The organism is Paraburkholderia sp. MM5482-R2 (genome assembly GCF_050436125.1).
In the GTDB taxonomy this organism is placed as follows: domain Bacteria; phylum Pseudomonadota; class Gammaproteobacteria; order Burkholderiales; family Burkholderiaceae; genus Paraburkholderia; species Paraburkholderia tuberum.
In genome coordinates this window covers 52950-76208 of sequence record NZ_JBNDLP010000001.1, presented here as the reverse complement: position 1 = coordinate 76208, position 23259 = coordinate 52950, and the positions used below count along the sequence as shown (strand labels likewise).

Below are 23259 nucleotides of genomic sequence, written 5' to 3'. Positions count from 1 at the left end.
ACCTGGCAGATCCGCATTTCGGTTAGGGCTTCGTCCACTGTTATGCAAAGAAAAGCGCCTTGTAATCTTTCAAAAGCGCGCCTATGTTTACTCAATAAAAAGAGAAGTACTCGTCACCTGAGTCCGTTGTTGTGCCTAGGGGACAGTCGGACATAATCAGGATAGAGGGCGATTACGATAGGCGCCTGCCTCCATCTGCGCGATTCTGAGCGCAGATACTTCCCGTACGGACAGCGTGAAACGCAGTTTAACCATATCTGCACGATGTCAGTGCATGGGGTTACATAGTAATACTACGTGAATATGCCATCAATGAAGCCCATTTTGCTAAGTATGGCTGCAAGGAGGCGAGAAGACGACGACGCCGGGAAAGGCATGGCTAGCAAGTCAGTGAGGCTGACGCGGTTGCTACCCGATGAGTTCCGCACGGTTCAATTGCCGGTAAGACTGAAAGGAGAATTGCCATGACAGGCTTCGCGCCGGGTCGGTTTGCTGACGCTGCTGGCGCTAGTGTTGTGGTTCAGCCCGGCCAGGGCGCAGGATTCCAGACGTCGCAGTACCCCTCGGCTTCTTTCTCTTTCTTGGTCTTTCCGTCGCGACTAAGCACAGCGTCCAGGTTTATGGAGCGTTTCGTTGACGTCGGGAATACAAACGTTGATGGGCTTGGCTTGCCTGGCTGACAGTTAGCATAATTTTCAGCAAGTCAATGTGTGACGGCATCGTCCGCAGGAGCGCGTGATGGCGGAAAACGGGACCAAGAACGGTGCAGGAGAGAATCCATCAGGCGGAGATGCCTCGCCATTCTCGGCGCCGCAAATTTCCCTACCGAAGGGCGGTGGCGCAATCCGGGGAATCGACGAGAAGTTTGCCGCCAACCCGGTGACCGGTACCGGCTCGCTGAGTGTGGCGCTGGCGCTCAGCCCCGGGCGTTCCGGGTTTGGGCCAAAACTTTCCGTCGAATACGATTCGGGCAACGGCAATGGCGTCTTTGGCATCGGCTGGAAGCTGTCGCTCCCGTCCATCACCCGACGCACCGACAAGGGGCTGCCACAATTTCGCGACTGCGTCGAAGCCGACATCTTCAGCGATCGCGTCGAATCCGACATCTTCATACTGTCAGGGGCAGAAGATCTAGTCCCAGTCCTGCTCTGCGAGGATGACGCACGCCCCCGCCTCGACGAATTCGAACGCGACGGCTATCGGATCAAACGCTACCGGCCGCGCGTCGAAGGCCTGTTCGCCCGAATTGAGCGGTGGACCTGCATTGAAAGCGGCGACATCCATTGGCGCTCGCTGTCGAAAGACAACGTGCTGACCGTCTATGGCCTCGATGCGGCCTCCCGCATCTCCGATCCCGAGAACCCCGAGCACGTGTTCAGTTGGCTTATCTGCCGCAGCTACGACGATACCGGGAATGCCATTGTCTACGACTATGTCGCCGAGGACGACCGCGGGATCGATCTGACGCGGCCGAGCGAGCGGCACCGTGTACGTGAGGCTAACCGCTACCCGAAGCGGATCCGCTACGGCAACCGGCTGCCGCTTCTCCTTGATCCCGAAACGCCAAGCTTCCGTCGCTCGCATCTCGAACCTCACGACCTCGAAGCGGCGTCCTGGATGTTCGAGGTTGTCTTCGATTACGGTGAAGGACATTACTGCGAGGCGCCGCCGGACGCCGAAGGGCGGGTCTTCGCGGATGCCTCACCCTGCGCCACCGCCTCCTGGCAGGTCCGGCGCGACCCGTTCTCCGCCTACCGTTCTAGCTTCGAGATACGGACCTATCGGCTCTGCCGACGGGTGCTGATGTTTCATCGTTTTCCCGAGGAGCTGGGCACCGAACACTGCCTCGTCCGCTCGACTACGTTCGAATATCGCGAGTCGCCGATTGGTTCCTTTCTCGAGCGAGTCGTGCAGTCCGGTCACCGGTGCCGCGAGGACGGGCGCTATCTGACCCGCTCGCTGCCGCCGCTCGACCTCCAATACACGGCGAGCCCACTTGAGGATGCGCATTGCGCCGGATATCGGCTTGCGGATGTCGACCCGGAGGACCTCGCCAACATGCCCGCCGGTTTCGACGACGCGCAGTATCGCCTGCTCGACCTCGACGGCGAGGGAATTGCTGGCGTCCTGAGTGAACAAGCAGAAGCGTGGTTCTACAAGCCCAATCTCGGCGACGGCCGGTTCGGCCCCATTCACACCGTTGCTCACCGGCCGTCTTTAGCGGCGCTAAATGAGGGGCGCCAGCAGTTCATGGACCTGAGCGGTGACGGCGTCCTGGACCTCGTCGATTTCGCGCCGTCCGATCCGGGGTTTTATGAACGCAATCCGGATGCGGCATGGGAGGGATTTCGCCCATTCCGCGCACTGCCGGTGCGGGAATGGACGGATCCGAATTTGCGGTTTGTCGATCTCACTGGCGACGGCATCGCCGACATCCTCGTCACCGAGGACGACGCCTTCACCTGGCATCCGTCGCTCCTGGCAGAAGGCTTTGGCCGCAGCCACCGCATCCCGGTGCCGCTAGACGAGGAGCGCGGGCCGCGCGCCGTTTTCTCCGACAACACGCAATCGCTCTATCTCGCTGACATGACCGGCGACGGGCTAACCGACCTTGTGCGCATCCGCAACCACGAGATCTGCTATTGGCCCAATCGTGGGTACGGCCGGTTCGGCGCCAAAGTCGCGATGGACAGCGCGCCGTGGTTCGAAGAACCTGGCCTGTTCGACCGCGCGCGCATCCGGCTCGCCGACACGGACGGCTCGGGCACCACCGACATCGTCTATCTCGGGCGCGACGGGGTGGCGATTTATCTTAACGAGAGCGGCAACGGTTGGAGCTCCGCCCGGCAGATCCGGCCGTTTCCGGTCGTCGACGACGTCGCTTCGATCACCGTCGCCGACCTCCTCGGCCGCGGCACCGCCTGCCTCGTCCTGTCGTCGCCGCTCCCGGGCGATGCTGGCCGGCAACTGCGCTATCTCGATCTGATGTGCGGGCTCAAGCCACATCTGCTCGAGCGCACGGTCAACAATCTGGGCGCGGAGACGCGGATCGACTATGCCTCCTCGACCCAGTTCTACCTTGCCGACAAGGCGGCGCGAACGCCCTGGGTGACGCGGCTGCCGTTCCCTGTGCATGTGGTCGAACGCATAGAGACGCACGACCGGGTCAGCCGCAATCGCTTCGTGACGCGCTATACCTACCATCACGGTTTCTATGATGGGGTGGAACGTGAGTTCCGCGGCTTCGGCCGGGTGGATCAGGTCGATACCGAGGAACTCGCCGCACTAATGCAGAGCTGCGAATTCCCGACCGGCGATAATATCGATGCTGCCTCGAGCGTTCCGCCGGTGCTCACCCGCACATGGTTCCACACGGGCGCATACCTCGGAGCCCGCCGCATATCCCGGCATCTGGCGCATGAATACTTTCAGGAAGGCGCGGCTCGTCATGGTGAATCCAGGCTATCCCATGAGCAGATTCAGGCGATGCTGCTTGACGACACCATCTTGCCGGAGCACCTGACACCCGAAGAAGCGCGCGAGGCCGCCCGCTCGCTCAAAGGCTCGATTCTGCGGCAGGAGGTCTATGCGCTGGATGGAAAGGAGGAATCGAGCCGGCCGTATTCGGTCACCGAGAGCAATCGCACGATCCGGATGCTGCAGAAGCGCGGACCGAACCGGCACACGGTCTTTTTCACTCATCCCCGCGAGAACGTGGGCTTTCATTACGAGCGCAAGCTCTACGACATCAATGGTCGCCAGCGCGCCGATCCGAGAGTCTCTCACAGCGTCACGCTGGCGGTCGATAATTACGGCAACGTGCTGAAATCCGTGGCAATCGGCTACGGGCGGCGATTCCCGGACCCGTCCCCTGTCATCACCGCTGAGGATCGCGAGAAGCAGGCGCGGATTCTGCTGACGCTGACCGAAAACGATTACACGCACGCGGTCGAACAGGCGGATGCCTTCCGCACACCGATGCCCGCAGAGCAGCGGCTGTTCGAGTTAGTCAATATTGCCGCCAGCGCCGATCTTCCCGGAATCACCAATCTCTTCCGCTTCCGCGAACTCGCGGGCAAGGTGGCGCAGGCGGCGGACGGATACCACGACCTGTCCTTCGAGGATTGGAGGGCAATCGGCGCCGTCGAGGACGCACCCTATCGGCGCCTCCTGAAAAAAAGCCGCTCGCTCTACCGCGGTAATCACCTAGACGATCTCCTGCCGCTCGGCATGCTGGAAGCCCTCGCCTTGCCCGCGCAGAGCTACCGACTCGCCTTGACACCCGGTCTGCTAAGTGAAGTGTATCGTCGCGGCGAGCCGACGCAGAATTTGCTTACTGATCGCGAAACGGTACTGCGGGATGAAGGCGGTTATGTCGATCTCGACGAGGACGGAAATTGGTGGACTCCATCCGGACGCATCTTCTACTCTCCGGAGCAAGGCTGTGGTGCTGGGGATGAATTGCTCTATGCAATGCGGCATTTCTTTCTCTTGCACCGCTGCCGCGACCCCTTCGGCAATGTGACGAGAGTTGCCTATGACAGGCACGATCTGGCGCCGACCGAGACAACAGATGCTGTCGGGAACACTGTCTATGCTGAGCTAGATTACCGCGTGCTTGCGCCCCAGCTTCTCATCGATCCGAACGGTAACCGCTCCGCGGTGGCCTTCGATGCACTCGGACTCGTCGCAGGGGCGGCGGTGATGGGAAAAATCGGAGAGAAACTCGGCGATTCCCTGGATGCATTCGAACCCGACCTCTCCCTGCCGCAATTGGAGGCATTCCTCGCCAATCCACATGGCTCTGCTTTGCAACTGCTACACAATGCATCGACTCGCATTGTCTACGATGTCGAGCGATATTACACGTCGGAGAGGCCCGTCTTTGCCGCGACGATCGCGCGAGAGACACATGTAAGCGATCTTCGACCGGGCGAGCGATCCAAAACGCAACTCGGCCTCAGCTATTCCGACGGCTTCGGCCGCGAGATCCAGAAGAAGCTTCAAGCGGAGCCCGGTCCGGTAACGGAGGGCGGTCCCATGGTCGATCCGAGATGGATCGGCGGCGGCTGGACGATCTTCAACAACAAGGGCCACCCGGTCCGGCAATACGAGCCGTTCTTCAGCGCCTCGGACGACTTTGAGTTTGCTGCAATTACCGGCGTCAGCCCGATCATTTTCTACGATCCGGTCGAGCGGGTCGTCGCCACGCTTAACCCAAACCACACTTATGAGAAGGTGGTCTTCGATCCGTGGCGGGGGGTGAGCTGGGACGTCAATGACACTGTCATTTTCGATCCAGAAGTCGATCCCGACGCCTCCGAGTTTTTCGTGCGCCTTCCCTGCACCGACTATTTACCGACATGGTACCAGCGGCGCATCACGGGTGCACTGGGCCCGGCGGAGACGGACGCCGCGAAGAAGGCTGCGAGACACGCGGATACGCCGACCACTGGCTACTTCGACAGCCTCGGCAGAACCTTTCTTTCCGTCGCGGACAACGGTTGGGACGAGGCGGCCAAACACCATAAACTTGCGACGCGGACCCTTATCGATATCGAAGGCAGTCAGCGCGCGGTGATCGATGCTATTGATCGAATAGTAATGCGTTACGAATATGACATGCTCGGCGCGCACATACATCAGGCAAGCATGGAGGCTGGCGAGCGCTGGATGCTGAGCGATGTTGTGGGAAAGCCGATCCGCGCCTGGAACAGCCGCTTATATACGTTCCGAACTGAATACGACGCCCTGCGCCGGCCGACCCGCTCCTTCGTGCAGGGCGGGGATGCCTACGAGCGCAATGCCAGCCCTTTTCCTTGCGAAATCCTGTTCGAGCGGACCGTTTATGGCGACAGCACCGGCACCGGATTGACCGAGCAACGACAACGGGAGGCCAATCTCCGCGGCAACCCCTACCGAAATTTCGATACTGCGGGCGCGGTCACCACTGACCGCTATGACTTCAAGGGCAATCTCCTTCGGAGTTTTCGGCAATTCGCCAATGACTACAAGAATTGGCCCAACGGGTCGCAGGAACTCGCGCTCGATCCAGTGAAAATTTTCGCCAGCACCACCTACGACGCTCTCAACCGGGTAGTGACGATGACGAACCCGGACCGGAGCGTCTACCGGCCAACCTACAACGAGGCCAATCTCCTGAAAAAGGTTGATGTTCTGCTGAGAAACGCGCAGCAAACCGGACACTTAGTCTGGACGTCCTACGTCACACACATCAATTACAACGCCAAAGGCCAGCGCGTCCGCATCGCCTATTCCAATGGCGCGACCACGACCTACGATTATGACGAGGAGACTTTCCGACTTACTCATCTCCACACGGTTCGTCCGCGGGACCGCAACGGATTGGCGACGCGGATATTTACGGACGCCGCCACCATCCAGGATCTCCGCTACGCTTATGATCCTGCCGGTAACGTCACGCAGATCGGCGATCGCGCTCTGCGAACGGTGTTTCACGACAACCAAAAGGTCGATGCGGCTTGCCGCTATACCTACGATCCGCTCTATCGCCTGGTCGAAGCCGCCGGCCGAGAGAATATTGCGCAGTCGGCTTTTCAGTTCTCGGCGCCTGACGGAATTTGCCGCGATTATCCGTTTGTCGGCGCCGCGCAACTAGGCAATCTTGACGCCTTGCGGAACTACATCGAACGCTACGATTACGATCCGGCCGGGAATTTCCTCCGGATAGTTCATCAGGCAGTACACGGCAACTGGACCCGGCACTACACCTATCACGAGGACAGTCTGATCGAGCCGGGCAGGCCGAGCAATCGACTGAGCCGGACTCATTTGCACACCGGCGGCAACCCGGCCTACGAGCCCTATCTCTATGATGCTCACGGCAACGTCACCCAGATGCCGCATCTGCCGGTGATGCAATGGGATTTCATGGATCGTCTCGCCACGAGCGCGAGGCAGGCAGTAAATTGCAGCACGCCGGAGACGACTTTTTATGCTTACGACGCGGCCGGACAGCGCGCGCGGAAGGTGACGGAACGCCAGAACGGGACGCGCAAGAACGAGCGGCTGTACGTCGGGGGGGTCGAGGTTTTTCGGGAGTATGACGGAAGTGGCGCGGAAATCGTCTTGGAACGCGAGACGCTGCATATCATGGACGACAAACAACGCATAGCGCTGATCGACACGGTGACGATCGATCGGGAGAATGCGTTTCTCACTCTCGAACCCGTGCAGCGGTATCAACTCGCAAACCGTCTCGGATCCGCCAGCTTAGAACTGGATGAGGCAGCAGCAGTAATGTCATATGAGGAGTATGCGCCGTATGGCGGCACGGTGTATCAAGCGGGGCGAAGCGCGGCCGAGATGGGTCTCAAACGCTACCGTTACACGGGCAAGGAGCGGGATGAGGAGAATGGGTTCACTTACCACGGTGCGAGGTACTGTGCCCCGTGGCTAGGAAGATGGACAAGTTCAGATCCGCTAGGTCTTAGAGACGGGATCAATGTCTATGCGTATGTTCGAGGCAATCCACTCAAGCTTATTGATCCGCTAGGTCAGGATTCTCAAAGCAATGAAACATACGAAATGCTTGCTAACTCGAGCGATCCAAACGTTCGTGCCTGGGCAATCCCGGAGAATGGTTCGGGATCAAATGGATTGCCGACTCCAAGTTTGTCAGGTCCGGCCCGTGTAGGTTCCAAATCGCCATCGCCATCGCCATCGCCATCAACTCCGAAACCGAAGACGTCGCCAACTCCTTCTGCCTCCAAGAAGTCTGATGCCGAATCCATGGAGAGCCTGAAGGCAGTAGCGGAACGGCTGCAACCGACATACACGTATCCACCTTCCGTCACAAGAGTGATGGGAGGGCTACAACTCACTGCGGGAGCGCTCGAGGCCGCGGGAGCGTTATACGCTGAACCAGAATCTGCCGGACTTGCGACGGTTGTTCTCTTTAATGCCGCAGACACTTCGCAGGCCGGAGCAAGAATGCTTCTGACGGGCAAATCTGTTCCGTCTTTCAAGTATCAGCTCTCGTCGGGCATTGCTGCAGGCGTAGGTGCCGACCCGAAGTTGGCACACGCCGTAGGCGTACTCGGCGACGTATCCGGAAATATCGCTGCCGCTGGTGCGTCCGTTAAGTTGGCCGCTGGACCTATAAGGCTAAACGCTCCGCCCCCCTTCGAAACTGGCGCGATCGGCGGCGGCCGGATGCCGCCACCCGAGAATCCTCTTGCCAGCCTAACAGCAGAAGAGATTGATAACTACATAGAAAAGAGCACGTCGACCCATTACTACCGTACTCCAGTCGATGTTACCGAAGCGGGAAATGCACCGGAGACCCTAACTCCGATTTCACGTTGGGGGCGACCAGGGTTGCGACCGGGCGACTGGGTGGTGCCAGGTCCCCCGACTTTCCCGAACTACATCAAATCATTCAAGTGGGATCCGCTGCCAACGAATGAATTCGCGTATCCAAATTCTGGCCAAGGATTCATGGTTCCGCCGAGCAGTGTTAGATGGCCTACGGGCTGGGGATTTGAGGGGGCAATCAAGGGTATATATGGGCAAAGACGGTATGTCCCCTTTCCGTGAACGGACTTATCGTCGGCACGAAAGTAACACAGGCCGCGCGCAACGCTCCGAAGGATCCGGAAATTCGTGCGCGCCATGAGGTCATGACGTGGGATTTACTCGGATTTGTCGGAAGCAAGCGCCTGTAGGCAAGAAACTAGCGGCGGACTTGTGATGAGAAAGGAGGTGTCATGGTTCCGAATGTCGCGCGCTACGTCAACAAAACCGTCTTCGTCTCCATTCCCGCGTTGTTCGAAGACAGGGTCTGTCGACCGTTCACGCTGTTGGGCGTCGAGTTGCACGGTCTGTGGCTGCAATCGGACGAGCTGACGGACCGACTGCTGCCGGAGGAAAAGCGCGATCTCGTGACGAAGGCATCGATGGTGGTCTTCGTGCCTTTTGCGCAGATTGCCGGCGTGCTCGTCGCCACGGGCCCAGCTCCGGATCAGCAACAGCCGGAAAATGTGTCGTCCGATGCCGCCCGACACAAGAGAACCCATACGCGTAAAGGATGACGGCGCCACTGCGCGAAAGCGATAGCGTAACCGCAACACCAAGGGCTCCGATGGGGCCGATCGGGAGGTCAAATGTCGCTGATCGTTATTCGCATCGTGCCGCAAGTCGCGACAAATCCTGTCTCGTTTAAAGACGTCCTGGCGAAGCTGACTATCGAGGCGTTCGACGTCTCGTTCACCAATGTTGATAAACAGCCGCCGGGACAGAGCGTTGGCAAGGCATTGTTCGTTGACGCAAAGGGCTTGACGCTTGGTTCTTCGGGGCTAGAGTCCGCGACGCCACCTTTCTATGTTTCGCCTGGAGCCCCCCCCATCAAGAACGGAATAATCCAGCAGATCGATCTCGTTCAGTTGCTTCCGCTTCCCGACCATTACCAGCTCGAAGCGGTAGGGATCTGCGTGATCGAAGTCGACCAGCCAGCGACCTTCGAAAATCTGCGATTGGCGGTGACGTTGGGCGGGCAGACGGTGCCGGTGACCGCCGAATATTTTGACGTACCGCTGGTTGCCGGCACGACGCCGGACCCGGCAGGTTTCGGCACGTCTTCTTCGGGCCCGGACACGCCCGACGCCTGGGGCGCACTCGCGCCGAGCATCTATCTGCAGTTGCCGGCCTCGCTGCCTTCCGGAAGCGCGTCGACATTGCAACTGTCCGCCGACGGCACGCCACCGGCGTTCGCGGATCTGCTCGCGGCCGTGCAGAAAGTGCTGCAAGGCGATCCTGGGATATCGGTGACCGTGCAGCCCAACGTCACCGCCACTGCCGGCGACACGAAACTGCAGTTCGCGCCGGACTCCGCCGGCATCGGCACCGGGATGAACGTCTCAGCCGCAGGGATCCCTGCCGGCACCACAGTTCTCGGCATCGATAACACTGACCCGACCCACCTGGTGGTTACGCTGAACCAGGAGTTGTCGGCCACGGTGGACAGCACTACGGCGATCACCTTTACTCCGGACCTCGGCGCGTTAAGTCTCGCTCAATGCAAGAACGTCGCTTACGAAATCGTCTGGAGCCAGCAGCCGCCGCAACTGCCGAGCCCTCCTGAACCGCCTGAAGATCTCTATACGGACCCGCCGAACACCGGCCCGATGCTCACTGGCTCCACCCCGAATCCGCACGAGGGTGATCGCCAGCAATTCGAGGCGCAGCTCAAAAGCTATTACACGATCGCCAATGCGACGGCGGACCGCCTGACCAGCTTTGTCTTTACGCTGTCGGCCGCCATCGCCTGCCAGCAGCGAAGCCTTGCGGCGACGCAGGTGCTCATCGAGTTCCCGGCTGATCCAGCCGCTGGTTCGGCGAACGACGTGGCAGTGGTCCTCAGCGGCGTCGGCCAGGCCGCCCCCGCAAATTTCGGCGTCCCGGCCGCCTACTTCTACGCGCTCGCCACGTCTATGCCGCCGCAAATGGCGGCGCAGCAGCGCTACGCGCTGGCGACGCGCGAATCGCTGACGGGTCTGCTTTCCGACCTGACCACCGCCATCAACGCCGGCATCGTCACCGCTTCCGAGAGCTTCACAGCAGCGGTCCTGGGCCCCTCCCCTGCCGCTGGGAAGCCCAACGCGGCGCAGGCGGCACGACGGCTGACCGCGCTCAATATTTCGGCCGGCGCGGCGACGCCACTCGCGCCTCTCGATACGATCGCGCTGCCAACTTCCGTTGACGCCGATTCGGGCAGCACCCTAACCTTCGTGTCGGTTGCCGGCGTGAGCAACGGGATGTCCATTGGTGGCGCGAACATCGTGCCCGGCACTACGGTCAAAAGCTTTGACCCAGCGACCCGGTCGGTCACATTGAGCGCGCCAATCCTGAACAAAGTACCGGCCAGGTCCAGCATTGTCTTCACGCCGTTCTGGTCGACGGAGTTGCAGTCGCTCGTCCAGTTCTGGCTTGCTTTTCCGCCGACTCCGCCGGGCGGCGCGATCAGCAGCCTCTCCTACCAGCCGGGGGATGACGACAGTCAATTCTGGCCGGGCGCGGCAAATAACGCGAACGCGCCGCCCACGGCCGGGGCGGTCCTCAACCTGGTGCTGTGCGCCCTGACGCAAGGCGCGATGCTGCCAGCGCCGTTCACGGGCGCGCTCGGCGACGCGATCGTCAAGAGCACAACCCTTGGTGCCCCGAAGACGGTCGCAGAACTGGCGAAGGTGACCGTCCAGCAATGGACGCAGTTCTTCCAGGACAACCCGACCTGGCTGCCGGACTTCACGCAGCCCGGCGACACCACCGCCCGCATCGCCGCCTTCATCCGCACCGTACAGAAATTTTTTGACGTCGACTTGAGCGGCCCGTCGAGCCCATTCGTGCTCGCGACCAGCGCTGCCACCGACGGTGGTAACAATGTGCTCCACTTCCTGCCGACGAAGGCAATCGTCGCCGGCATGTCGGTGAGCGGCCAGAGAATCCCGTCCGGTACCACGGTCAAGAACCTACCGCCTTCAGCTACGGGCGACACCGATGTCGAACTGACCCAGAAGGTCACCGGCACCGTGCCGTTGCCGGCCCACACGAACGTTACGTTCAGCCTCACCGTCGTCTCCGGTCCCGGTGCCGGTACGCCGGCGCTGCCGCTGGCGAAGGATTGGTTCACCGATTGCATCTCGGCATACGACGCCGTCCCGCCTGCTTATATCCTTGGGAACGGTTTCGACGACCAGCCGAAATTGCAGGCCGCCGCGGAACAGATCTTCCGCGGCGATCGGTCTGCCCAGGCCTGGCTCGTTGAGGCGCTTAACACCCTCGATGCGCTTTACAAGGTCATGCTGCCGGTGTCGATTACGGTGGCCGATGCGGAAGCCTACAGGTTCTCGGTCGTCGAGGCGCTCTATGCACGCGGTTTCACTTCGCCCGCCCGCATCAACGAGCTCACGGCCGCGGAGTTCAAGCAGGCGCTTGCGGGCACGGTCGCCTACGACCTGGCCGGGGATATCCAGACCTCGCCAGCGTCGGCGACATCCTCGGGCGGCACCTTCCAGCCCGTGAACCCAGATGGGGCGCTGACCAATTGCATCCCGCCACCCTGCTCCTCGCCGCTTGGTCCCGTCGCCTATCTGAGTGGGCTCCTGAATCTGTCAGCGATCTCAACCTGCGAGTCACCGTTTGCCGAGGGGCTGGCGCTGAAGACCAAGGGCAAGGCGACGCTGCCCTTGCTGCACTTCGTCTCGACCACCGGTGTGATTAAAGGCATGTCGGTGAACGGAACCAGCACCGTTGACGGTACAACGGTCGCGAGCGTAACGCCGACTTCGGTGACATTGCAGCCGCCGGTCACGGGCGACGTCCCGGACAACACCACCATAAACTTCACTGCTCCGACGCTGGCGTCGGCGCTCGGCGGGCGCCGCGGGCCTCTTGCCGATCTCGTGGCGAGTTGCGCCAACCTCGGAACGCCGCTGCCACTGATCGACATCGCCAACGAATGCCTCGAATACATGGCCTCGCAGGTGATCGGGACAAGGCCTGTGCACGGCCAGGTATACGAAACGTCCGACGACAAGCTCGCCGACCATGTGCTATGTCAACATGAACCCTGCCCTGACGAGGCAATATCCGGCTGCCATGATCCGGCGCGGCTCTTCGCCGCACTCCCTGAATATTCCACTCCCGCTGTTCCGGTCTCCGCTAATGAGACGGTCGAGCCGCGCGTCTGGAACACGCTCAAATCCGACTTCTCCGCGTGCCGGCTGCCTTATTCGCAGGCGCTTGACGTGTCGCGCAGCTATCTACGGCATTTCGGCAGTTGCCGCTTTGAGGAGATGCGGACCTTCCGCAAGTGCATCACCGAATTCGTTCTCAAACCGGACAATGAGCCGCAGGGCTTCGCCGACTACCTGTGGCGCTACCCGGTACGAATCGACATAGCCCGCGAGTATCTCGGCATCACCCCGGAGGAATACGCGCAGCTCTTTGCTGGCGCGCAGGCTCCGCGTTGCAGCAAACCAGTCGACGACGACTTGCCGACGCTGCCGGCCACGATCGGCGCCGGAGGGCCCTGGCAGCTCTTCGGGTTCGCCTCGCCTGGCGGCGAGAACAATTCCTGGATCAGGACGGTCGTCCAGCTGCCTGAGTTTCTGGCCCGCACCTGTCTCACCTACTGCGAGTTCTATGAACTGTGGCAATCGGAGTTCGTGCGCTTCCTCAGCAACGACGAGGGCCAGAACGGCGCGTTTCCGCAATGCGAACCGTGCTGCCTCGATGCCTTTTCGCTGCGCTTTCCGGATACGGAGCGATCGTCGCCCGAGGAGAGCCTGGCGCGGCTCGCGGTCTTCATCCGGCTGTGGCGCAAGCTGAAGGAATCGTGCTGCCTGTGCCTGACCTTCGCCGAGCTGCGTGACGTCTGCGACGTGCTCCAGCTGTTCAACGGCAGCGTGCCCAACCCTGACTTCGTGCGCGAGCTCGCCGCCTTCCAGATGCTGCGCGAGCAGTTCCACCTCGAACTCTACGACCGCCGCGACCGGCCGCCCCCGACTGCTGTCGATGACCACCGGACGCACATCCTGGCGCTATGGGTTGGCCCGACGGCGAAGAAATGGGGATGGGCCATCCATGAGCTATGCGACAAAATCGTTCTCTACGCGAGGCGTCGAAGAGGCTGCGAGGATCGCGCCGGCGACTTCGCCGCGATGCTGGCCTCGCATCTCGACGCTCTCTCCAAACTTGCCGGCTTTGACCCCGCGTCGACCACCAACAACTGCAACTGGCATGCGCTGCCAACCCATACGCTGCGGTTTGCCGAGATTCTGGCCAAGGTCACCGAATCCCGCTTCCGCATTGCCGAACTCCCCTATCTGTTCACGGCGACTGATGACCCAAGCGACTGCGGACCGTTCCCAATGCAGGAGGAGTGCGAGGCGCAGGAGCTGCCGCTCGGCCTGCCCGACGACGAGACCCGGTTTTCGCTCTGGCGCCTGCGGCGCGAGCTGCTGGCCGCAGCCGACGACGACATCTCGCCTGACGGCGCTCTCGTATGGCGAATTTCGAGTCGGGCCGACGAATCCGATCGATGCGATCCCGCGGAGGTTGGCGAACAGCATCGTCAGGATCGTGATCTCGAGATTGAAGTCGAGGTCGACCCGAATTGCAGAGATTGGGACTGGCGGCGTGTGGCCACCGTCCTGGAGGAGCAGCTGGGCTTCGCATCGGGCGATGTCCTCGCGTTGGCGCAGCACTTCTTTCCACATGTCCTCGAACGAGCCGGCCATCCAGTGGACGCAGCCGCGACGCGGTATATCAGCAACCTTCCCGTCGCCAACACCACGCCGGCGATGTGGGCTGGGCGCGCCGGTTCGCCATTCCAGTATGATGCGACCGCCGGTGGCGGCCAGCTGTGGGCCCGCATCCCTATCCCGGACCAGGAGGTCATCGAACAGCTTACGGCCCTGCAGGCGTTCAAATTCCCGGAGGAACAGGCTGCGATTCAGGACCTGTATTTCCAGCCGCGGGCAATGCTCGCCCGCTTCGCCCTCCTCTTCCCCGACTCTCCGGAGGCGCAGAGGCACCTGATCGAGGAACGCGAAGGCGAGCGCCGCTGGCATTACTTCCGTCGGCATGTCGCGCTGTGCCACCGCCGGTGCCATATCATCGCCGTGCATCTGTCGCGGCATGTCGCGTATGCAACCCGGCAGGAATGCCCGGAGGACCATCATACGGCGCTCCTGATCCTGCGAGAGTTGTTGGCCGATGAGAACGCTGTGCAGAACGCAGGGATGGCGAGTTGGGAGAACGATAATGGCACTCGGCCGACGGTCACCTGGAACGGGCCGAACAGCGGCGCCTTTGCCGCCCTTCTGGGTCTGGTCGGGACCGGCCTTGTCACCGAATACAGGGTCACCGGCACCACCGGCGCACTCGTCTGGCGCGACATCTCGGGGGCGCTCGATGGCTTCGGGAGGCTTCGCGATCACGACAACGCACCGTTGCCGACCGTGCTGCCGTCGCTGGCGGCAAAGCTGCCAGCAGCGGAATCCGCTTTTCTCGACATTCGCAACGGCTTTCTGCTGCGGCCGAACGACGGCGACCTGGTCGGCGGCGCACAGGGTTTCGACGTCACCTGGTCCGGCGCGCTGCTGGTCGAGGAGGAAGGCAACTACGAATTCTGGGCCGGCGCGCCGACTCCCTGCGGTGAGAAGCGCGGATTGGGAAGCGGTTGAGCAAAGCAGATGGCGGGCGGTACTCAAGCGCGGCTCGCGCAGCTGGGTGATCCTCAGCCATCAATGGCCGGGCGAGGAAGAGCGTCCGGTCGGCGCCCGGCTCCTGCGGTGTGGCGCCTACGAACTGACGGTCGAGATCGTGCGGCCGGACCCCGACTTCACCTCCGCCGATCGCGTACGCCGGGTGCATGCCGGGCTCGAAATCAAATATGCCGGCCCCGATACCTGCGGCGAGCGGATCGCCTTGCCCCGCCACCGCCTGTTTTCGATCCGCAAGGATCACCCGCTGGGCGGTGACAAAAGCAGTGGCATCATCCCCACCCAGGGCGCCGGGGCGGCATCCTATCTCGCGACGCTTTACACGAGTTCGCTGCGCGACATCCGCCGTACCTACCAGCGGGCGTTCAAGGCGCTCCTCTTTGCCCACCGACTCGGTCTCAGGGGGGGCAGCGCTGACGAGGGCGCTTCGGAACTCGGCTTCATGCTGCAGAACGGGGCGAATTTCGCCGGCGCCTCCTATTTTCAAAGCGGCGGCGGGTACAAACAGCATCTCGCCGATTTCGACTTCAATTTCCTGCCGATCGCTGACGACTACCTCCCTCCCATCGCCAGCGCGGATGCGCGCGCCAAGCCGTCGCCGCAGCGGACTCAGGCGATGTTCGACTGGTGGGAGCGGCTGTTCGACTACACCGTCGCCCGCGACGATATCCGCCACCGACATGACCGCGCATTCTGGCATCTCTTCGCCGAAGCTGAAAAAACGAAGCCGGCAAACGCGGAGCCGCTGCTCGCCAAGCTCGGGATCGCGCCGCAGTACTGGCGACCTGGTATGCAATACTTCGCCGACCAGACGTCGCCCGTCTATCCCGTTACCGCCACCGACCTAGAGGACGAGCGCTGGGGCATCCGCGTCTGGCATGCGGAGCATTGGCTCGCTGCCCTCGAATGCCGCTTTGCCACCAAAGAGATCGGTGCGGCGCGGCCAGACCTCTGGGCCTCGGACGATCCGGCTGCCGGCGTTGACGGCGAGAAGCAGACTGGGAACGCCAATCTCACCACGTTCGTCGTCGACGGCTGCATCGAGCACGGCAAGCTGCGGCGCTACGACGAGCTGCGGCGCCTCAACGATGGCCTCCGGCAACGCGGGCGCGACGCGCTCCTGGCCTGGCTTTGCGCGATGGATCGGGTGGCGCTGCCTTGGGCGCAGGGCGAGGCAGCCCAGTCTGCGCGCGATCTGAGCGACCTGTTGCTGCTTGATGTCGAGACAGGGCTATGCGAGCGTGCAAGCCGCATCGAGGAAGCGATCAGCGCCGTGCAGGCCTTCGTCCGCCGTGCACGTCTGCATCTGGAACCGGACTGGGTCGTGTCCCGCGCCTTCGCACATCTCTGGGACACCCAATTTGCGACGTTTGAGGTTTGGCGGGCCTGCAACGAGCGGCTCCTGTACAAAGAGAACTGGATCGAATGGGACGACCTGCGCCGTGCGCGCGGCGTCGAGGCTTTCCGCACCCTAGAAGCGAAGCTGTGCCAGTCTGAGCTGGCGATCGCCGCACCGGGCGGTGGCGACTGGTGGCCCGGCGAGCCGGCGTTGGTCCGCCGCGACCCTGATCTGTTGCAGGTCCGCGAACCCTCACGGATGGCGCTGCTGCCGGCCCCGCATGAGGGGCTCGACCTTCTCGGCACGCCCGACCATGCGGCCCGGCCGTCCTGGCTGGCGCTGGTTCCGGCCGAGGCAGGAGCAGGCGGCGGCAATTCCACCCCATCCGACGACGCGGGCGACAATGCCGTTGGCCGATTGCCGCTGTGGATGGAAGCGGCGGTTCGCCTAGGAACACGCTTTTGGCGAATTGCCGCAGGCGGCACGCCACCCGGCGCCGCCGAATTTGCGCCGCATGTGCAGCCCGGCGCCGACGACTGCGTCTCCTGCTGCGAGGCGTGCGGATGCGAACACCCGCCGTACCTCGACGAGTACTATTTCTGGCTCGTTCCCGGGGCCATCTACGATCCGAAGAAAACAACAATCCCCGCTCCCACCGGCGTCACCGCTTCCGGCAATTACCAGGACGGCTACCAGGACGATTTCTACGACCCGGTGCAGCAGACCTCGACGGTCTGGCAGGATCCGACGCAGTTGGCGCAACTCCTTGCCTGGCCCGCCACGCCGACCGTGCGCCTCGCCTGGTGCCGAGTCCATAACGGGCAGTTCGGCCAGCTACGGCGCTCGACCTTTGCCGTTCGCGTCGACCTGAAAGGCGACGACGACCTGCAGTTTCTCGGTCGCACCGGTGACTCGCTGACCTTCAAGGTGACAAACGCCGTCACGCCGTCGGGGCACGCCGATCCGTCGGCACCGGGCTTCCGGTATGACATCGCCAACGATGACGCCGTCGTGCTGCCGCTGGTCCAGGTCCCGGAGACTCCGCCGACGTTCCTGAAGCCGCTCGCATTACCGGCCTACCCCCATTTCCTGTTCTTCGCCCCGGGCGCGCCGCTTTACCCGCTGTCGCCGTTCAGTCCATCGCTGCTGATCGCGACCGCATTGCGCGCGCATTGCCGCTTCGAGGCGGGGCTGGCATGGTATCGAGAGGCGTTCGATCCGCTGCAACGGAATTGCACGTGGGTCGATTGCGAGGTGGGCTCGCCATCCCCTGGCCCCTGCTGCGACGCCACTGACGTTACTTGCGATGAGGCACGCAACCGCGCCGTTCTCTTGCACTATCTTGAAACCCTGGTCGAGTGGAGTGACGCGCTGCGCCATCGCGGCAATTCGCCCGAGGTCTTCCAGCAGGCCTGGGCGCTGCTCGACGTCGCTCAACGGATCCTCGGGCGCCCGCCGCGCCCGGTCAGGCTCGGTCCGCCGGCCGCGCCGCCGACCATAGCCGCCTTCTTCCCAGACTCCACTTTAGCGCAGCTGAACCCCCGGCTCGTCAATCTGTATGAGACGGTCGCCGATCGCCTGGCGCTGATCCGCACCGGCCAGTCCGCCCGGCGGCTGCCGGATCGCCTCGCCGACGGCCGCGAGTTTCCGTATTTCGGCGACGATCCGGTGCGCGAGGGCTGGCGCGGCCTTGCGGATTACTGCGGCGACGCCGAGGATTGGTGCGCTCTGCGCAGCCCCTACCGCTTCGCGGTCCTGATCCAGAAGGCACAGGACTATGCGGCCCGCGTCCAGGAATTCGGGAGCGCATTCCAGGCTGCCGTCGAGAAGGGTGACGCCGAGTTTCTGGCCGCGCTCCGCGCCGGGCAGGAACGGGAAATCCTCTCGCTTGGAATCGCCGCACAGGAGGACACCTGGCGCGACGCCGACTGGGCGATCGAAGCGCTGCGGAAGACCAAGGCGATCAGCCAGACCAACCTTAACTACTATCTGTACCTGATCCAGACCGACCCGATCGGCGAGGAGGCCGCATACAAGGGCCTGACTGAGGGTTCGACGCTGACCCGTGGCATTGGCGAAACGATGGATGCGTCGAGCGGCGTGGCGAGTGCCATCGGCAATTACTTCACAGGGGTTGCCGGGTTCGGGGGCACTCCGATGATCTATGCCCAATTGCCCCCAGGCTCTCCGTTGGCGGGTGCTTTTGCCGCAGTCGCGCGGATCCTGATCGCCGTATCGGATGTGCTTGGCAGCACCGCCGGCCTCAATCTCACCGAAGCCGGCTGGAAGCGGCGGCTGCTGGAGTGGAATCATCAGGTCGACGTCCTGAACATCGAGATCCAGCAGATCGAGCGCCAGATCCTTGCGGCGCAGCGTCGACGCGGCAAGGCGCTGAAGGATCTTGATTTGCATCAGCGACAGATCGAGCACGCGGTCGAGATACAGACTTTCCTGCGCGACAAATTCACCGCCCCCGAGTTGTACCTCTATCTGCAGAGGGAGACCGCGGCACTGCATCGTCGCATGTATGAGCTCGCGCTTAACGCTGCACGCCAGGCGCAGCACGCCTTTAATCTCGAGCGAGGGCACACGACTCGCCACTTCCTGCCCGACTGCGCGTGGGATGACCTGCACCGGGGACTGCTCGCCGGCGAGCGCCTCGGGCTTGCGCTGCGCCACATGGAGAAGGCGTATATGGACGAGAACGTCCGGGAGCACGAGCTGACCAAGCACTTGTCGCTGTCCCTGCACTTCCCCATCGCATTCCTCAAGCTGCGGGCGACCGGCTGCTGCGAGATCGACATCCCGGAATGGATGTTCGACCTCGATTACCCCGGCCACTTCATGCGTCGCATCCGCAACCTGACCGTGACGTTGCCCTGTCTCACCGGACCGTTCCACGGTGTGCACTGCCGGCTCACTTTGCTCGCCAGCATGACCCGTATCGACCCGCGGCGCACCGCACCGGCTCACGAATGCTGCTGCCCAAGGCCTTGCTGCGATGAATGTGGCGACGACGAAAAGCTCGCCCGCGAATACATGCCGTGTGCCGACGACCCGCGGATCGTCCGGCAGTATGGCGCCCGCGAGGCGATCGCGACGTCCGGCGGCCGCGACGACTCCGGCATGTTCCAGCTCGACTTCAACGACCAGCGCTATCTGCCGTTCGAGTACATGGGTGCGGTCAGCCGCTGGCGGATCGAGTTGCCGCCCGAAAACAATTACTTCGACATCGATACGCTGACCGACCTCGTCCTCCGTCTCGGCTACACGGCGCGGGAGGGCGGCGAGCCGCTGCGCGAGGCCGCCTTCGCCGCAGCGCGTCGACACCTGCCGGGCAACGGCTGGCGCTTCTTCGATCTACGCCACGATTTCGCTGACGCCTGGCAGCACCTGCGCGGCGCCGCGCGCGAAGAATGCGGGCACGCGCGGCTGCGGCTTTGCCTTGAACGCAAGATGTTCCCTTTCATCCCACACGGCGGCGAGATCACCGTCGAAGGCATGATCATCGCTTTCGACGTGGACCAGGACGACGACGATTGCGTGGAATTCGCAGGTTGCCCCTGTCCAGAACCGCGGCGCCGTGCCACGCGCCGAATCGAAGTCCGGCACTGCGACGACGAACACAGGGACGCTGAGTCCGTTCTTTGCCACATGAGCGACGAATGGCCGGACCTGTACTGCGGCGTCTTCGAGGCCGAAGCCGCGCTCGGTGGCAGGCGCCGGCCGGCGGAATTTGATATCCGGTTTGGTGACGGAGCCCGCGGCATAGGGTCGGTCTTCCTGCTCTGCCGCTATCGGACGGAGCGCTGCGCAGGTCTGCGGCCTGATTCGGTCCTCGATCGGTCGGGAAGCATCGAGCGACTGGATCGCTGAACGCGGCGCCCGGCATCCCGGTCGCCAATGCGGGAGATAGCGCGCACCCCGAAGGATGCGTCAAGTTATTGTTGTTGGTTCAGAGATGCGCGACGCGCTGGTACTGGCTCACCCCGCGTGTCAATAAGCATACCTGATTAAAGGAGTGGTTTTCGGGGCCCTGTATGTGCTGATCAGCTGATCCGCAAGTCAATATTGAAGACCGGAGTTCGCAATGGTTATCCATCGGCTCATTGTGGCAGCGTCCACATTGTTGTTCGCAGCATCGTGCAGCGACATTCACACGGTCCTCGACCCACAGGAAAAGAATCTCGATGTAGGCGGCCTCTACGAACGGCAGTTCCACTCCACGCTCTATTTCCCGAAAGGGGAAGCCTTGCATTATCCCGGCTATCTGCTGGCCATTGAGAAAAGCCCGAGGAGCATCGTCGGCGGACCGGTCGCTGCGAACAGAATAGCGGATCCGAATGCGGCGTACATCCGGGGAGAGCAAAGCAAAGGCCTCGCCAAGTCGACCAAGGAGTTGATCAACCGCTATGAGGATGGTCGCAAATCACTGTTCGTGTCGCATATCATCAAGTACGACCAGCCCCAATCGTCGTCGCGGCGGAGACAGCAAACCGCTTCGAAAGACATTCCGCTGCCCCGTTTCATCGATCAATGCTTCGTCTATAACGCGTTCGAATCGGAGCCCGTCGATGCATCCGGAAAGCCCACGCTGTTGGGTAGTGTCGTCGCATGGCCACATTGCGGTGCCAGACCGTCCGAGCCGGCTGAGTCCGTCCACTTGTTGAGCTCTTCTGGCGGCCCTTCGGTGGGGAAGGACATCACAAAAGAACAATTTCAGCAGGCCGGCGAGACAGACCACATCTATATCGACGATCGCGCTGCGTTGAAAAAGCTCGAATGCGGGCTCGTGGCGCAGGTCAATGCCGGGAATTTTACGCACTTCGTCATCATCGTGATGGGGTGGAACACATCACAGGACGAGGCCATTCGAAACTTCAACGACATCGTTGGCAACATGATGGACGCCGCCGACGAGATGCCGTTCTCGGCTCGTTTCAATGGGGCACGGGACGACGGGCACGACCCATTCAGACCCTTGGTGCTTGGTGTCACATGGCCGTCGTACTGGAACAAGTCCAAGCTGGATATCTTCAGCTATTTCGACAAGGCCGACGATGCGGACGAACTCGGACTCACCTGGCTGAATGTCCTCGTGAATCGGACCATTCCGCTCGTGGTCGCGCAGGCACAGAAGGATCCGAACGGCAATCGGGCACCAGGAAGCAAACTGCGCGTCGTGCTCATCGGGCATAGTTTCGGCGCGCGAGCCGCCATGCGGGCATTGTTCAGCGGGCCGGTCCTGGACCCGCCCGCGGTCAAGATGGCGTCCGCAGCCGTGGCCACGCCGGTGCCGGATCCCATGGTCGATCTCGCAGTGGGCCTCGAAGGTGCGGTCAGCGTCAATCGCTTCATAAAGGACAAAAGCTCCGAGGGCGCGCCTTATCGCGACTTTGCAGAAATTGGCACGAAGATTGTGCTTACTGCATCTGACAAGGACGAAGCGATCAACGCGCCGGTATGGTATGAGCCCTCGGGTTCCACGCACACGTGGAAAAAGGTCTGCGATAGCGCGAAGGACTTGTTCCAGTGCTGGTACGCATCCGACGCGATCAGATATGGGCAGGACGGCAGGATCGCGAGCGGCGACTTCACGGTGTGCCCCGCCGGGACCGAAGGCAAGTGCGTGCCGGAACTGACGTTTCCGAGGAACGCGGAAGATAAACGTGTCCTCTACGTGAACACGACCGACGGGATCACGACATACAACACGCCCGACACGGGCGGTGGCGCCCATAGCGATATCTACAGGCTTCCGATGGGCCGTCTGTTGTGGGCGCTGACTGAAACCTACGCACGCCCATACGCCGAGACTGACAAAGGGCGCGAGCTCGATTCGAAGGTGATTGCTGATGCGCAAAATGCAGTGCAGGACTGTTTGAAGCCGATAGCCAACGCGGACACGACCCAGTCGGCTCAGCGGCCGTGAGCGATCGGCTCACGCGGGCGCGCAGCGAAACGCGCCCGCTTCGAGCTAGATGCCTCACAAACTCGATGGTCGGCGGCATCGACGGCTCATGGGCTCCCCGTCGCTATCGCGACGGCCCTGCGACGGGGAGCAACCCCGGCGCCAGCTTCGCGCGCGTCGCTATTCCGGCCGCGATCCTATCGTTGCGGGCCGTTGACGCCTCGCGTCCCCCTGACATCTTGCTTTCGCTGCGTGAAGGCGACTACGCGACGCCACAGAGCCTTGAGCCATTCCTTCCAGGGCTCGCGGACGTGCAATGGAGGTTTGCCGTTGTGCTCGAGGAATATCCGTTGGAGACTACTACGGACGACGTCGTAATAACCCTTTCGATGAGGCGAGAGCCGGAGCCATCGAGCTTTCTGGCCGAAGGTCTTCTTCGCGGGCTCGCTGCGCGACTTGTAGTGACGGCTTATCTTTGGTGCGAGATCACGACGTCTGGGGGCGCCTTGTAGCGGGCCCGGTATTGAGCTTGGTCCGGGAATTGTCGGTGAGTCAATAGCCTCGCGCCCTTTCCATACAAAGCCTCAGCGGGACGTTGCCGGTAGCGTGCTTTCATCAGCGATTCCGTATCCAGACACGCGTTGCTCGCAGACGCGACGGCTTTGCCCCACAATGCTGTACGTATATACAGTCATTATTGGGGGGGCGATGAACGCAGCGAGGCACGCTATCGAGGCGATTCA

The 23259-nt window shown here is 62.1% G+C and carries 5 protein-coding genes; all 5 read left to right on the top strand.

All coding sequences use genetic code 11. The annotated features are described in order from the left end of the window. The first annotated feature begins 738 nt into the window (after positions 1-738). The 5 genes from OKW37_RS00205 (at position 739) to OKW37_RS00185 (ending at position 22537) form a co-directional block, all read left to right on the top strand. Positions 739-8580, top strand: coding sequence for a SpvB/TcaC N-terminal domain-containing protein (locus OKW37_RS00205; RefSeq protein WP_429509734.1), 7842 nt, complete (start codon positions 739-741; stop codon positions 8578-8580). Positions 8581-8750: 170 nt separating this feature from the next. Beyond that, positions 8751-9074, top strand: a complete 324-nt coding sequence (locus tag OKW37_RS00200; protein ID WP_429401264.1) for a hypothetical protein — start codon at positions 8751-8753, stop codon at positions 9072-9074. Between the two features lie 72 nt (positions 9075-9146). After that, positions 9147-15227 (top strand): hypothetical protein, encoded by a 6081-nt coding sequence (locus OKW37_RS00195; RefSeq protein ID WP_429509732.1) that lies wholly within the window; start codon positions 9147-9149, stop codon positions 15225-15227. Further along, positions 15199-20481 carry a neuraminidase-like domain-containing protein gene (locus OKW37_RS00190; protein ID WP_429509731.1) on the top strand — a complete coding sequence of 1761 codons (5283 nt, stop codon included), beginning with the start codon at positions 15199-15201 and terminating at the stop codon, positions 20479-20481. The genes OKW37_RS00195 and OKW37_RS00190 overlap by 29 nt, the downstream gene beginning before the upstream one ends. A 214-nt stretch (positions 20482-20695) precedes the next feature. Further along, positions 20696-22537: a hypothetical protein gene (locus tag OKW37_RS00185; RefSeq protein ID WP_429509730.1), complete on the top strand. Its 1842-nt coding sequence runs from the start codon at positions 20696-20698 to the stop codon at positions 22535-22537. The last annotated feature ends 722 nt before the right edge of the window (positions 22538-23259 follow it).

Excerpts from the sequence above, each read along its gene's own strand:
- OKW37_RS00205 (WP_429509734.1), top strand. The coding sequence starts at position 739 with ATGGCGGAAAACGGGACCAAGAACGGTGCAGGAGAGAATCCATCAGGC.
- OKW37_RS00200 (WP_429401264.1), top strand. The coding sequence starts at position 8,751 with ATGGTTCCGAATGTCGCGCGCTACGTCAACAAAACCGTCTTCGTCTCC.
- OKW37_RS00195 (WP_429509732.1), top strand. The coding sequence starts at position 9,147 with ATGTCGCTGATCGTTATTCGCATCGTGCCGCAAGTCGCGACAAATCCT.
- OKW37_RS00185 (WP_429509730.1), top strand. The coding sequence starts at position 20,696 with ATGGTTATCCATCGGCTCATTGTGGCAGCGTCCACATTGTTGTTCGCA.